A 16,197-nucleotide genomic window follows, 5' to 3' on the forward strand; every position below is an offset into this window, starting at 1 on the left:
TAATATTATTAAGCCATAAAATGGATGATGGAGTTGCAATGCCCATAGCACTTTTAGCCCTCGCCGTCGGCGCATTCGGTATAGGCCTTACTGAGTTTGTGATTGCCGGCATCCTCCCGCAAATTGCCGCAGAATTTAGCGTCAGTATCCCCAAAGCGGGAATGATGGCGACGTCCTACGCGCTTGGTGTCTTTATCGGTGCGCCGCTGTTAACGGTGTTGGGCGCAAGGGTTCCGCGCAAGGCCATGTTGATAGTGCTGGCTGGCATTTTCACGGTGGGCAATATCATTACGGCAATCGCACCGACGATGCCGATCGGGATTGTTGGCCGTATTGTCACGTCTTTCAATCACGGCGCTTTTTTCGGTATCGGCTCAATTATTGCCGCGTCGTTGGTGGCACCTGGCCGTCAGGCAAGCGCTATTGCCTTTATGTTTTCGGGGCTGACGCTGGCAAACCTGGTCGGTGTTCCGGCAGGGACTTGGCTTGCGCAGACATTTAGCTGGAGACTGGTTTTCTGGGTGATAGCCGGTATCGGGCTGCTCACGATGGCCAGTATTGCTTTGCTGATCCCGCCTATCAAGAAAGGGAAAGCCATTGCATTGCGAAATGAGCTGCGTGCCTTCGTCGATCCGCTGGTGCTGCTTGTGATGGGGATTACCGTTTTCGGACCGGCAGCCTTTTTCACCTCAATCACTTACATCGCCCCCATGGTGGTTAATGACGCGGGCTTTTCTGCTGGCGGCGTTGCGTGGCTAATGGTGCTTTTTGGTTTGGGGCTTGCCGTGGGGAACTGGGTTGGCGGACGCTTCGCCGATCGTTCACTTTTTGGCACGCTTTTCGTTACCCTTGCTGCACAGGGCGTGGTTCTGCTGGTGTTATGGGAGGGGGTCGAAAACCCATGGGTAATCTGTGTCTCGGTATTCCTGATGGCGGCTTTCGGTTTCGCGACGGTCTCGCCGATTCAGAAGCTGGTGATGGAGCGCGCCAGCGAGGCTGGTGCCCCCACAATGGCCTCATCGGTCAATATCGGCATGTTTAATTTGGGAAATGCGCTGGGGGTGTGGATTGGCGGAGTAACGATTTCTGCCGGTTTTGGTCTGGCCTCACCCAACTGGGCGGGGGCCATTATGTCGTTTATTGCGCTGGGCCTCGCTTTCCTGGTGTGGCAAAGTGCCCGTAAAGGTTACGCCCAGCCGATACATGAGTAATTTCAGAATACGGTGGGCACCCACTTAGCCGTGGGTGCCCTTTTCAAGTGATCAACGTCACCTTCTACTACTGCCGGTTTTTCATTGAGGCGCTGGCTCGCCACATCCGAGGTCTGCTCATTGATCTGGGCCAAACGCTCTAGAGGCAACAGGTTGAATTCAACGCATCTCCGCGTGGGCAGTACTTCTGGTTGGCTATGACGTAAAAAGTAATTTATTTACAACATGTTATTTGTTTTTTTATCGCTGCCCCTTTCACCCCTTTCTGAATACAGCGTCTCCTACTTGATGCCATCTTACCGAGCAGCAATCGCACTCCTTTTGCGCGGTGATGTGTCATGCCACCATCGTCCTGATGAGTTTTCTCTGGCGCCAAATTGCCCCGCCTTTTGCCAGCCATAGGTGAGATAACCTGCACTCTTCTTTCTTATCCCTTGGGAACACCCACGGTGCAGAGGCCAGCTGCTTTTGCGGACGTTTTGCGCAAGATCGGTCAGGCAGAGCGCACGCCTTTCACACATACTGATTTGCACGGAGGATGCCATGTTTGACGATAAAACCGATCATTACACCCAGCGTTTTAAACGGGTCTTGGATTATATCGATCGCCATCTCGATGATGCTTTATTACTGGAGTCGCTGAGTGAGGTCGCCCACTTTTCTCCTTTTCACTTCCATCGTCAGTTTTCGTGCTATTGCGGGATGCCGCCGGGTCGTTATATCCAAATGATGCGTTTAAAACGCGCTTCTTATCGATTGGTCTTTAATCCGTTAGAAAGCATCACCGATATCGCGTTCGATGCCGGTTTCCAGCACACGGAATCATTCAGCCGTGCTTTCAGGCATCGGTTTGGCCTGTCGCCGACGAAGTTTCGCCAGCAGCCAACTTGGATTGATTGGCATCAACGCCTGGCTACAACGCAAAGAGTAAGGATGTATACCTTGCAATCTCAGGTCAAGATCGTCCACTTCCCGGCAACACCCGTTGCGATGCTGACTCATCGAGGGCCGTCGGAACGAACCAACGAAACGGCGACCCGCTTTGTTGAATGGCGTAAAACGAGCGGCCTTTCCCCAGTCGGCAGTAGTCAGACTTATGGCGTCGCTCCTGACGATCCGATAAGTACGCCCACAGCCGATTTTCGCTTTAATATCTGTGGTTCAGTGGTCGCGCCTGTCGATGAGGATAATCCGTTTGGCGTCGTGAATGCGCTCATCCCCGCAGGACGTTGCGCCGTGGTGCGGCATTGTGGTTCGCATGATGCTTTGTCTGATGGCGCTCGCGAGCTCTACGGCAAGTGGCTGCCCCAAAGCGGCGAGGAATTACGTGATTATCCGCTGTTTTTTCACTACCTTAATTTTGCCCATGAGGTGGCGGAGCACGAATTAATAACGGATATCTATCTGCCGTTAAAATGACCACGATAGCCCGGGAGCACGCGTAACCGGGTTATCGTTTCTTTTCACGGATCATCCGTCATCCATCAACCTGCGCATAATTTGTGCGTTCGGTAACGGCTAACGTCACGTCTGAACGGTAAAAACCTCGCTCCGCAAACCCCTCAACGAGTTTCTTTCATCGGCACGGTGAACATGAGATGGCGCAAACCGATGAAAATGGTCGGTGTCTGCTGCATGGGTGAGCTGACAAAATAGCGTCACCACATCTCGTAGTGTGCAAAAAAAATACACATCCTTCTCTCGGCAGCTTTTGTTTCGTTTCTTAAATTCGATACCTTTTAAGTGCAAATGTATAACCTTTTGAACATCCTAATGCTAATTAAAGGCATCGATAATGAAGAATAGAGCGCATCAATAACGTCGAATGTAATTACCATGCATTTTTTATTTTCAAAACCTTATTTCTAAATTGGTTTCCTAAATTAAATGAGTTTGAATAATACAAAACTCTTATTTATGTTAGTGAATGTTGAGGAGCATGTATTTGATGCATTTTCAATTCGGCGTGAGACTAATTTTTATTTTTATGGGTTTCGTTTAGGGATTGTTAATAATGGAGTGAGTAAAAAGAAATTTTTTAAAAGGGGTTGTTTTTATTAATTGCATGCTTTCTAATAGCGAAGGCTGATTTTTGTTATTTTAAGACATGCCAAAAATATGCCCTTTCATCTTTGTTTTTAATTTATCTCATTAATTTATATATTTTTATTTTATTCATGTCAGGGCGATAGTTATTGAGTTCGCTTATAGCGATGTTACTACGGCGTGAACCAATGTGGGGTTATTGGTTTTATTCTTATTCGATTGTTTCAGTGCGTGAAATTTGAGATTTTTCTGTTATCGATGACTCTATATTTAATCCTGTGGCTGCTTTGTGATGAAATGTCCTAAGGCATTTGTCATTACCCTTTTCCTAGGATTTATTTTATTTTTTCAGCCGGTAGTTCTGTATTTCCACCATAACAGTTTTCCCCATGTCCCATTATTGAGACGGCTTTGTTATTCATAAATTTTTATCTCTCAGCGTTAATCAATGACGAGATAATGATTGCCATGAAAACGAATATAGCCGGACTGATGGGGAGTAAGCGGGTTTATAACGAGTTTTGGTCAGTGACCTCATTGAACGATGTAAGAAAGGAGTCCTATGTCAATTTTTGATATGCAGCCCGGTTTGACACGGGAAGCACAGTCCACTTACCCCCTCAGTCGTGCTCAGCAAGGCATCTGGTTTGCTCAGCACCTCAATCCTGGGGCGGAGGCCAACGTCTTTAACGTTGCCGAATATGTTGAAATATCGGCCGTACTGAACCCACCGCGTTTTGAAATGGCGGTAAGAACCGCCGTTCAGGAAACAGAATCCCTGCGAGTGCGTTTAGAGGTTTCGTCCCTTGACGTCACTCAGTCCACGGATCTGGCGTCGTCCTGGCGTTTTCCCATATTCGACTTTAGTCGGGAAAGCCATCCGCTGGAGAAGGCGAAGCAGTGGATGGACGCGGCGTGCAACACGCCTTTTGACCTAGAGCAGGGGCCTCTCTTTTCGTTCGCGCTGATTCAGATAGCGCCGGAACATTTTCTCTTTTTCCAATGTCACCACCATATCGTCATGGATGGTTATAGCGCATCGCTGTTTATTCAGCGGGTCGCGGAGCGCTATGCCGCGTTCTCGGCTGGGGCATTAGTGCCGGACGGCGACTTTGTCGGGCTTGCACAGGCACAGAAGATTGAGCGCGACTATGAGGTTTCACCCCGCGCGAGTCACGACCGGGAATACTGGCTGAAGCAGCTGGCGAATCGGCCGGATCCGGTGAGCGTATCCGGGCGGCAGGCTCGGTGCGTGAAGATATTACGTCGTCAGCAATATCTTCCTGAGCCGACTCATCAGTTGCTTCGTCGTGTGGCGGAGCAGCGGAAAGCGGCGTTGCCGGAAGTCTTAATCTCGCTGGTCGCGCTGTACTTACATCGGATCACCGGGCAGGAAGAACTGCTGCTGGGAATGCCCATGACGGCCCGTATAGGCAAAGTGCTGCGACGTTACCCCGGTATGGTCAGCAATGTGCTGCCGTTGCGGTTGAATGTGGGTCCGACCACCACCTTGTCCGCTGGAATCCAACAGGCAAAACGCGCCGTATTCGAAGTCTCTCGTCACCAGCGTTACCGCTATGAAACGTTAAAGACCGATCTGGGGATGGGGGCTGGGGGTGAAACGCCGTTTTCTACGCTAATCAATATCCTTCCTTGCCATAACGATTCTCTGTGTTTTGAGGGGGCCAGAGCCAGAGTCCACAATCTGTTACTGGGACCGGTAGACGATCTCTCCATCACGCTGTTTGACCGAGGGGAAAACGAGGGGATCGAGCTATGCCTGAACGCCAACGCCGCGCTTTATCATGAGCGAGAGTTGGGATGGCATCTGCGTCGTCTGATTCACTTTTTCACTGTCGCCGCGACTGCACCTGACCGTCCCATCGGAGAGCTGGCACTGCGAGATCCTGAAGAACGGGCCTTGATGCAACGATGGCATTCGACACCCGCGCCCGCGCCGTCCTCTCCATTCTGTCTCCATGAGCTGTTCGAACAGCAGGCCGACACCCGGCCGCAGGCCGTGGCGGTGAGCGCAGAGGGGCGCTCGCTGAGCTACGGCGAACTGAACCGCCGCGCCAACCAGCTGGCTCGCGCGTTGATGGCGCAGGGCGTACAGCCCGACAGCCGGGTGGCGATTGCCTTGCCGCGCGGCAGCGAGCTTATCGTCGCCATTCTGGCGGTCCTCAAGGCCGGAGCGGGCTATGTGCCGCTGGACCCCGACTACCCGCAGGCGCGTCTGCACTACATGCTGAAAGACAGCGCCCCCGAGGTGCTGCTGACCTGTCTCGGCAGTCTGCCGTCATTGGGCGACCTGCCGCCGACGCTGCCGCAGGTGGTGCTGGACGGCGACGCGCGACCCTGGACGCATTATTCGGATGAGAACATCCCCGCCGCTTCGCTGGGCCTGATGCCGCATCACCTGGCCTACCTCATCTACACCTCCGGCTCGACCGGCCAGCCCAAAGGCGTGATGGTTGAACACCGTAATGTCACCCGCCTGCTGAGTGCAACGCAGGCCCTGTTCGATTTCGACCACCACGACATCTGGACGCTGTTCCACTCGTACGCATTCGACTTTTCGGTGTGGGAAATCTGGGGCGCACTGTTGCACGGCGGACGCCTGGTGGTGGTGCCGCAGTCGGTGACGCGCTCGCCGCAGGCGCTGTACCAACTGGTGTGCCGGGAAGGCGTAACGGTGCTAAACCAGACGCCGGGGGTCTTCCGCCAACTGACGGCGGCGCAGGCTGACAGCCATGAGACGCACGCGCTGCGCTACGTGATTTTCGGCGGAGAGGCGCTGGACCCGGCGGCGCTGACGCCGTGGTATCAGCAGAACCCGCAGGCGGAAACGCAGCTGGTGAACATGTACGGCATCACCGAAACGACGGTGCATGTGACGCACTGTCCGCTGTCGGCAGAGATGCCTGCGGGGGAAAGCCCGATAGGCAAGCCGCTGCCGGACCTGCGGTTATACCTGCTGGATAGTCATGGCGAGCCAGTGCCGCTGGGCGTGACGGGCGAACTGTATGTCGGCGGCGCCGGGGTGACGCGGGGCTATCTGAATCAGCCTGCGCTGACGGAAGCGCGATTCCCGCTCGACCCGTTCTGTGGGGAGGCTGGCGCGCGTATGTACCGCACCGGCGATCTGGGCCGCTGGCGGGAAGACGGCACGGTAGCGTACCTCGGGCGTAACGATTTTCAGGTCAAGATCCGTGGGTTTCGTATCGAACTCGGGGAGATCGAGCGTCGATTGGCGATGCATCCGCAGCTGGATAACGCCGTGGTGGTGGCGCGAGAAGACAGTGACCGAGGCACGCAGCTGGTCGCTTATTACATCCCGAACACCTCGGCGGGCGTGGATGAACCCCGCGTACAAACGCTACGCGACTTTTTACGCCAGACGCTGCCGGAATACATGCTGCCGGCCGCCTATGTCCGTCTGGCGAGCTTGCCCCTGACTATTAACGGCAAGCTGGATCGCCGTGCGCTGCCGTCGCCGGATACAGATGCGCGCGCCATGCGCACTTATACTGCGCCGCAAGGACCGGTAGAAAGCGCGTTGGCGCGGATTTGGGAAGACGTGCTGGATCTGCAACAGGTCGGCCGTCATGACCACTTTTTTGAGCTGGGCGGCCACTCTATGCTGGCGGTCAGGCTTATGCGCCAGATGCGAGCGATCGGTCTGAATGCGGACGTCCGGGTGCTGTTTGAACAGCCGACGCTGGCGGCGTTGGCGGCGGCAGTCGGCGGCACGCATGACGTCGCCGTGCCTGACTGCGCGATCCCGGACGGATGTACGCGGATCACCCCGGCGATGTTGCCGCTGACGACACTCTCACAAATCGAGATTGATCGGATCGTATCGACGGTGCCGGGCGGGGCGGCGGCCGTGCAGGATATCTATCCCCTGACGCCCTTGCAGGAAGGGCTTCTGTATCACTCTCTGACGTCTGAACATCAGGATCCTTATCTGCTGCATATTCTGATGGCGTTTGACAGCCGGGCGCGGCTGGATAAGTTCATTCGGGCGCTCAATCTTGTCATGGCTCGTCATGACGTACTGCGTACCGCGATGTGTTGGGAAGGCGTGCGTGAACCGATGCAGGTTGTGTGGCGTACGGCGACGCTGCCGGTGAGCCACGTTGAACTCCGTCCTCACGGGGGATGCTCCGTCAATCAGCTGTTGAGTGTACGGCCAGCCCGGCTTGAGATGGATCGCGCGCCGCTGCTGGCAGCGCAGATCGCGGAAGATCGGCCTAATGAACGGTGGCTGATGACCTTGTTGTACCACCACGTGGTGGATGACGCGACGTCGTTGCAACTGCTGGTCAACGAAGCGCTGGCCTTGCTGCAAGACGAGGATGCCGAGCTGCCGACGCCATTCCAGTTCCGTGGTCATGTGGCGCAGGTGCGTCAGGGGCGTAACATCACGATGGAGGAAGCGTTTTTCCGACAACTATTGGGAACCGTGACGGAGTCGACGCTGCCGTACGGTTTGACGGATAATCAGCAGGATGGTCGCGAAACCCGCGAAGCGATTGCCCCATTGCCTGCCGAGCTTGTCGCCGCGTTGCGTGAGCAGGGCAAAGTCCACGGCGTCGGCGTCGCCAGTCTGGTGCATCTGGCTTGGGGGCGCGTGGTGAGCGTACTCTCCGGACGTGACGACGTGGTCTTCGGCACGGTGCTGATTGGGCGACTGCGGGACGGGGCGGAACAGGCGCTAGGTATGTTCATCAATACGCTGCCGCTACGGTTGACGCTGGCGGACTGTTCGGTGGCAGAGGCGCTCAGCCAAACGCAAACGCGATTGGCCGGGCTATTAAGGCATGAACACGCATCTCTTTCTTTGGCGCAGCGATGCAGCGGCGTTCCCGCCCCGGCCCCGTTATTCAGCGCGCTGCTGAACTATCGTCATACCGATCTCAATCCTCATCACAAGGTCATGACGATGGCCGAGGGAATCGAGGTGCTGAGTGCGGACGAACGCACTAACTATCCTCTGTTGCTGAATGTCGACGATCAGGCCTCTGGTTTGACTCTGACAGTACAGTCCTGCTCGACGGTGGATGCCGCGCGGGTGGCCGACCATATGCAAACGGCGCTGGAGAATCTGGCCCGGGCGCTGCGAGATGATGCAACCCGGCCGGTGTGTGCGCTGGGCATTTTATCGGCCGCAGAACGGATGAAGGTCATCGCGGAAGGCGGCGGCGACTTCTGTTCGACTCCGCCTCCATTCTGTCTCCATGAGCTGTTCGAACAGCAGGCCGACACCCGGCCGCAGGCCGTGGCGGTGAGCGCAGAGGGGCGTTCGCTGAGCTACGGCGAGCTGAACCGCCGCGCCAACCAGCTGGCTCGCGCGTTGATGGCGCAGGGCGTGCGGCCCGACAGCCGGGTGGCGATTGCGCTGCCGCGCGGCAGCGAGCTTATCGTCGCCATTCTGGCGGTCCTCAAGGCCGGAGCGGGCTATGTGCCGCTGGACCCCGACTACCCGCAGGCGCGTCTGCACTACATGCTGAAAGACAGCGCCCCCGAGGTGCTGCTGACCTGTCTCGGCAGTCTGCCGTCATTGGGCGACCTGCCGCCAACGCTGCCGCAGGTGGTGCTGGACGGCGACGCGCGACCCTGGACGCATTATTCGGATGAGAACATCCCCGCCGCTTCGCTGGGCCTGATGCCGCATCACCTGGCCTACCTCATCTACACCTCCGGCTCGACCGGCCAGCCCAAAGGCGTGATGGTTGAACACCGTAATGTCACCCGCCTGCTGAGTGCAACGCAGGCCCTGTTCGATTTCGACCACCACGATATCTGGACGCTGTTCCACTCGTACGCATTCGACTTTTCGGTGTGGGAAATCTGGGGCGCACTGTTGCACGGCGGACGCCTGGTGGTGGTGCCGCAGTCGGTGACGCGCTCGCCGCAGGCGCTGTACCAACTGGTGTGCCGGGAAGGCGTAACGGTGCTAAACCAGACGCCGGGGGTCTTCCGCCAACTGACGGCGGCGCAGGCTGACAGCCATGAGACGCACGCGCTGCGCTACGTGATTTTCGGCGGAGAGGCGCTGGACCCGGCGGCGCTGACGCCGTGGTATCAGCAGAACCCGGAGGCGGAAACGCAGCTGGTGAACATGTACGGCATCACCGAAACGACGGTGCATGTGACGCACTGTCCGCTGTCGGCAGAGATGCCTGCGGGGGAAAGCCCGATAGGCAAGCCGCTGCCGGACCTGCGGTTATACCTGCTGGATGGTCATGGCGAGCCGGTGCCGCTGGGCGTGACGGGCGAGCTGTATGTCGGCGGCGCCGGGGTGACGCGGGGCTATCTGAATCAGCCTGCGCTGACGGAAGCGCGATTCCCGCTCGACCCGTTCTGCGGAGAGGCAGGCGCGCGTATGTACCGCACCGGCGATCTGGGCCGCTGGCGGGAAGACGGCACGGTAGCGTACCTCGGGCGTAACGATTTTCAGGTCAAGATCCGTGGGTTTCGTATCGAACTCGGGGAGATCGAAGCTGCGCTACAAGCCTGCGACGGGGTAAAACACGCCGTGGTGACGGCCATGAGCACGAAAACGCAGGACAAGCAACTGATCGCCTACTACGTGGCGGATCGGCGCGGACAGGTTCTGGCGACGGATGCGCTCAAGGCTCAGCTCGGTAAAGGCTTACCGGCCTTTATGGTGCCGTCGGCGTATGTGGCGTTGGACGCGGTGCCGCTGACGTCGAACGGCAAAGTGGACCGCCGCTCGCTGCCCGCGCCGGATCGGGATGCCTTTGAACATCAGGCATATGAAGCGCCGCAAGGCGACACGGAAACGACGCTGGCGGCGATCTGGCGCTCCGTGTTGGGCGTGGCGCAGGTCGGGCGCCATGACAGCTTCTTTGCGCTGGGAGGTCATTCGCTGCTGGCGGTGCAGTTGATTTCCCGCGTGCGTAGCGAACTGCAGCGGGAACTGCCGGTGGCGGCCCTATTTGAGTGTCCAGTGTTGCATGAGCTGGCAGCGGCGTTAGACCTCGCGCCGACCGGCCGTTTGCCCGACATCGTACCGGTGGCGGAGGGCATTCATCCTCCGCTGTCTCTGGCTCAGCAACGGCTGTGGTTCCTCTCGCGAATGGATGAAACCGCGCGGGAGGCCTACGTTATCTCATTCACGATCCAGATACAGGGGGCGCTTGATGTCGCGGCGTTAACGCAGGCGCTCGATCGCATCGTGGCGCGGCACGCCACGCTGCGCACCCGCATTGCCGAGCGTGACGGCACGCCGGTGCAGGTTATCGCCTCGGCAGGGAGTGGGTTCCCGCTTCGATGGATAACGGCAGACGATCCGACGGCCTTTGAACGGGTCACGGAAGCATTAGCGCACGGCGAATTAACGGCGGTCGGCCCACAGTCGCACCGTCTGCGGTTGTCGTTTCATCACCTGGTCGCCGACGGTTGGTCGGTCGGCATTTTCCTTCAGGAGCTGCAAAGTCTGTACGCCGCGTTCAGTCAGGGAAACGGCGATCCGTTGCCGCCGCTGGCGATCCAATTCGGTGACTACGCGGCCTGGCAGCAGCGCCATATGCAGGGCGATGTTTTACGAGCCCAGCAGGCTTATTGGACGCAGCAACTGCGCGGGATCCCGGACTGCCTAACGCTGCCGAGCGATAGACCTCGTCAGCCGATGCAGGACTATCGCGGCGCCAGCGTGGATATTGAGCTGGATCAGTCGCTGACGCAGGATTTGAAGTCGCTCAGTCAGCATCACGGCGCGACGCTGTTTATGCTGTTGCTGGCGGGCTGGTCGGCGCTGATGAGTCGCTTGTCCGGTCAGGAGGATGTCGTGATCGGCAGCCCGGTAGCCGGTCGCGATCGTCAAGAGTTAGAGCCGCTGATCGGTATGTTCGTCAACACGCTGGCGCTGCGCGTCGATCTGTCGGAACAGCCGGATACCGTCGCGCTACTTGCGCAGGTGAAAGCGACGACGTTGGCGGCGCAGGGGCATCCGGATCTTCCATTCGAACAGGTGGTGGAGATGCTCGCGCCCGCCCGCAGTCTGGCCCACAGCCCGGTATTTCAGGTCATGTTGGCGTTGCAGAATACGCCGGACATTGCGTTTGCGCTGCCGGGACTAAAGACGTCCCTGCTGACGGAAGACGTAGAGACGGCCCAATTCGATCTCAGCCTGGATCTTCGTGAGGTCGGCGGTCGGATCAAAGGACGGCTCTACTTTGCCACCGCACTCTTTGATGCTGCGACGGCCCAACGTTATCTGGACTACTGGCATGCGCTGTTGCGGGGCATGACGGCCGATCCGCACCAGCCGGTGCAGACGCTGCCGCTGTTGACCGATGCCGAGCGTCGCCAACTGCTGTTCGGCTTCAACGCCACCCGGGCCGACTACCCGGTCGGCGATGCCCTGCATTTGCTCTTTGAGGGGCAGGCGGAGCGACAGCCCGACGCGACGGCGGTGGAGTGCGACGGAGAGCGGCTGAGTTACGGAGCGCTGAACCGACGCGCTAACCAGCTGGCTCATGGGCTGATCGAACGGGGAGTTCACCCGGACGGCCGAGTGGCGATCGTACTGGAGCGAGGCTGCGATCTGATCGTCGCGATGCTGGCGACCCTCAAGGCCGGGGGCGCCTATGTGCCGATTGACCCGGCGACGCCGACCGAACGTCTGGCCTATCTGCTGCAAGACAGCGGGCCGCAGGCGATCATCACCGGCCATGCGCTGTGCCGCCGACTCGGCGCACGGGCGCACGACCCTCATACGCTGGTCATTGACGGCGATGCCCGCACGTGGACGCGCTGCTCGCAGGAAAATATTCCGTTGGCGGCGCTGGGGTTGACGCCGTGTCATCTGGCGTACCTCATTTATACCTCGGGTTCGACAGGGCGTCCGAAAGGCGTCATGGTCGAGCATCGCAACATCATCAATCTGGTGCATTGGCACTGCGCGGCGTTTGCCCTCCGGCCGTGGGACCGCGTCTCCAGCCTGGCGGGGCTGGGGTTTGACGCGGCGGCGTGGGAAATCTGGCCCGCGCTGTCGGTAGGCGCACGGTTGTTATTGCCGTCGCCGGCGATCTCGCGCGATCCCGATCAGTTGCTGGCGTGGTGGAGCGCACAGCCGCTTGACGTGAGTTTTCTGCCGACGCCCGTCGCCGAGCTGGCGTTTGTTCGCGAGGTGGCGCCTGCCACCCTGCGCACGCTGCTGGTCGGCGGCGATCGTCTGAACCGCCAGCCCTATGCCGGCGCGCGCTTCACCCTGATGAACAACTACGGACCGACCGAAAATACCGTGGTGGCGACCTCCGGAGAAATCAGCGCCGATGAGCCGTTGTTGCACATTGGTCGTCCTATCGCCAACACCCAAACCTACATTCTGGATGCGCGGATGCAGCCGGTGCCAGTAGGGGTGTGCGGGGAGTTGTATATCGGCGGCGCACAGGTGGCGAGAGGCTATCTCAATCGTCCAGAACTCACCGCTGAGCGCTTCGTTCCCGATCCATTTTCCTCCGAACCGCATGCGCGGCTGTACCGTACCGGTGATTTGGGACGCTGGCGTGCGAATGGCACGATCGAATTTCTGGGACGTCGCGATTTTCAGGTCAAGATCCGCGGTTTTCGCATCGAACTGGGCGAGATCGAAGATGCTTTGCTGCACTGCGACGGCATCCAGCAAGCCATCGTCGTCGCGCAGGCGACTGCCGTTCAGGAGAAACGGCTGGTCGCCTACTACCTTGTGGATCATCGTGCGAAGGCGCCTGATATCGACACGCTGCGCGAACAGCTGCTGGCGCGATTGCCTGAATACATGGTGCCGACGGCCTGGGTCGCGCTGGAAAGCCTGCCGCTGACGGCGAATGGCAAAGTGGACCGGCTTGCGCTGCCTGCGCCGGATGAAAGCGCGTTTGCGAGGCAGCATTATGAAGCGCCACAGGGCAGGGTAGAACCGGCGCTGGCCGCCCTGTGGCAAGCGCTGCTGGGCATGGAGACGGTGGGACGTCGGGATAACTTCTTCCTGCTGGGCGGGCATTCGTTGCTGGCGGTGCAGTTGATCTCACGTATACGCAGCGATATGCACAGAGAACTGGACCTGAAAACGTTGTTTATGCATCCCACACTGTGCGAGATGGCGGCGTCGCTAGGCGACAGGAAAGTGCCGCCACTTCCGGCGATTTCTTCTCAGACGGCGGCTGAACCTCCGCTGTCGCTGGCGCAGCAACGCCTGTGGTTGTTGGTGCAGATGGATCCGGCGGCAAACGCAGCCTATATGATCACCGGCGGCATCCGGCTACAGGGTCATCTGAATCAGGCCGCCTTGCAACAGGCATTGGATCGTATCGTGGCGCGTCACGCGGCCCTGCGTACGCACATCGTTCACCGAGACGGTGTAGATGTGCAGGCGATAGGGCCTGTGGAGAGCGGTTTTCACCTGCAGCGGCTTGAGATGAGCGACAGCCAGACGCGACCGGAACCGTTCATGCCGTCGATGTCTATCACGGCCGGTCCGCTGGCGCAGGGACAACTGGTCTGTCTTTCCTCGCGGGAACACTGGCTGAGGTTGGCGCTGCACCACATCATCGCTGACGGCTGGTCAGTCGGTATTTTGATCCGCGAGCTGTGTACCTTGTACCGCGCATTGAGTCAGGGGCAAGCCGATCCGCTGCCGCCGCTGCCCGTGCAGTACGGCGACTATGCCGTCTGGCAGCGGCGGCACTTGCAGGGGGCGAGAATGCAAACGCAGCAACGCTACTGGGTCGAGCAGCTGCGCGGCGCGCCTGACCATCTGACGCTGCCGACGGACCGGCCTCGTCCGCCGGTGCAGAGCTTTGCCGGGGCGTATAAAACCCTGACGCTGGACGCCAATCTGACTCAGGCGTTGAAGATGTTGAGTCAGCGGCATGGGTGCACGCTCTACATGACGTTGTTGGCCGGCTGGTCAGCGTTGATGAGCCGCCTTTCAGGCCAGGACGATATCGTCATCGGTTCTCCGATCGCCGGGCGCGATCGACAGGAAATCGAACCGCTGATCGGGATGTTCGTCAACACCCTCGCGCTGCGAGTCGCCTTGACGCCCGAGATGAACACGGCGGCGCTGCTGGCGCAGGTTAGGAGCACGACGCTGGCGGCGCAAAGCCAGGCGGATATTCCGTTCGAACAGGTGGTCGAAGCGGTCGCGCCGGTGCGTACGTTGTCTCATAGCCCGATCTTCCAGGTGATGTTGGCGCTGCACAATCTGCCGGAGATGACGCTGGAGCTACCGGGGTTACGGCTGTCGCCTTTGCCTAACGAGACGGCGACCTGCCAGTTCGATCTGAATCTGGAATTACGTGAGACGAACGGGCGGCTGGAAGGGACGCTGTATTACGCCACCGCGCTGTTTGATGAGGACACCGCGCAACGTTATCTGGACTACTGGCTGCGGCTATTACGAGGAATGGCGGCATCGCCGATGCAGCCGGTCACGACACTGCCGCTGGTTTCTGCCGCCGAGCGGCAGCGGGTGCTGACGGCGTTCAATGCCACGGAATCCGACTATCCAGCCGACCATTGTTTGCATGAACGGTTCGAGATGCAGGCACGTCGGCAGCCGACGGCGACGGCGCTCATTTGCGGCGAGCGGCGATGGCGTTATGGCGAGTTGAACGAGCGGGCCAACCGGTTGGCGCACTGGCTGATGGATCAGGGCGTGCGTCCGGACGATCGTGTGGCGATCTGCGTCGCGCGGGGGCCGACATGGTTGTGGCGCTGCTGGGCATTCTGAAGGCAGGCGGCGCTTATGTCCCGCTTGATCCTCTTTATCCCACCGAGCGTTTGGTTCATATGATCGCCGACTGCGCGCCGCTGGCGGTTCTGTGCGACGACACAGGGCGATCTGCGCTGTCATCCTGTTCCGCGCTGCCGCCGCTGGTCGATCTGAGTGCGGATGAACCCGCGTGGGCCGCTTCAGCGTGTAGTAATCCTGATCCGCATGCGATCGGGCTGTCTCCGCGTCACCTGGCTTACATCATTTATACCTCTGGATCGACCGGCCGCCCCAAAGGGGTGGCGATGCCGCACGCTGCGTTGGTCAATATGATCCATTGGCAGAACCAGCGCCCCGTCGGCGTCACGTTGCAGTTCGCTTCTTTCGGTTTTGATGTCGCGAGCCAGGAGATCCTCAGCGCGTTGACGGGCGGAGGGCGGTTGGTCGTTGTCCCGGACGACGTGCGGCTCGATATGCCGCGACTGGCGGATCTGCTGGAGCAGCATCGCGTCGAGCGGGCCTTCATTCCCCCTTCGGTATTGCCTGCGCTGGCGCAGATGTACCGCAGTTCGGGACGCGTTCCGCCGTCGATGGACATTATCGCCAGCGGTGAGGCGCTGCGCCTCGGTCCGGATGTACGCGCGCTGTTCCAACGATCGTCGAATGTCCGCTTGCACAATCAGTACGGTCCGGCGGAAACGCATGTGACGAGCGAATTCGTCTGTCCGGCGACCTTATCAAATGGCGTGTCCCAGCCGCCCATCGGGCGTCCCATCGCCAACAGCCGACTCTATGTTCTGGATGAAAAAGGGGAGCCTGTGCCTGTCGGCGTCACGGGGGAGATCTATATCGGCGGCGTCGGCGTGGCGCGAGGCTATTTCAACCAACCGGCGCTAACCGCCGAGCGGTTTGTGAAAGATCCCTTCTCCACAGACCTGGATGCCCGCATGTACAAAACCGGCGATCGGGGGCGCTGGCGCAAGGACGGCGTCCTCGACTATCTGGGGCGCAACGACGATCAGATCAAGATCCGCGGGTTCCGCATCGAGCCGGGCGAGGTGGAAGCCTGCCTGAGTGGATGTCCGGGCGTTGAGGCGGCGGCGGTGGTTCCGCGCGAATGTAGCGGAGAAAAACGGCTGGTGGCTTACTTCCGGGGAGGTGCGGATATCGAGTCCATGCGCGCTCATCTCGTGGCGCACTTGCCCGCGTATA

The 16,197-nt window shown here is 59.1% G+C and carries 2 protein-coding genes and 1 pseudogene; all 3 read left to right on the top strand.

The annotated features are described in order from the left end of the window. The first annotated feature begins 38 nt into the window (after window positions 1-38). Window positions 39-1,211 (top strand): MFS transporter, encoded by a 1,173-nt coding sequence (locus CKQ53_RS08310; protein WP_094118282.1) that lies wholly within the window; start codon window positions 39-41, stop codon window positions 1,209-1,211. Between the two features lie 543 nt (window positions 1,212-1,754). Beyond that, on the top strand, window positions 1,755-2,630 hold the full coding sequence (locus CKQ53_RS08315) for an AraC family transcriptional regulator (RefSeq protein ID WP_118894869.1): 876 nt from the start codon (window positions 1,755-1,757) through the stop codon (window positions 2,628-2,630). Window positions 2,631-3,834: 1,204 nt separating this feature from the next. After that, window positions 3,835-16,193 (top strand): annotated as a pseudogene (locus CKQ53_RS08320) (amino acid adenylation domain-containing protein); the annotation flags it as partial. Window positions 16,194-16,197: the final 4 nt, after the last annotated feature.

The sequence above is a fragment of the Lonsdalea britannica genome, from assembly GCF_003515985.1.
In the GTDB taxonomy this organism is placed as follows: domain Bacteria; phylum Pseudomonadota; class Gammaproteobacteria; order Enterobacterales; family Enterobacteriaceae; genus Lonsdalea; species Lonsdalea britannica.

Bases quoted from the DNA above. Each gene is read 5' to 3' on its own strand.
- CKQ53_RS08310 (WP_094118282.1), top strand. From the start codon at position 39: ATGCCCATAGCACTTTTAGCCCTCGCCGTCGGCGCATTCGGTATAGGC.
- CKQ53_RS08315 (WP_118894869.1), top strand. From the start codon at position 1,755: ATGTTTGACGATAAAACCGATCATTACACCCAGCGTTTTAAACGGGTC.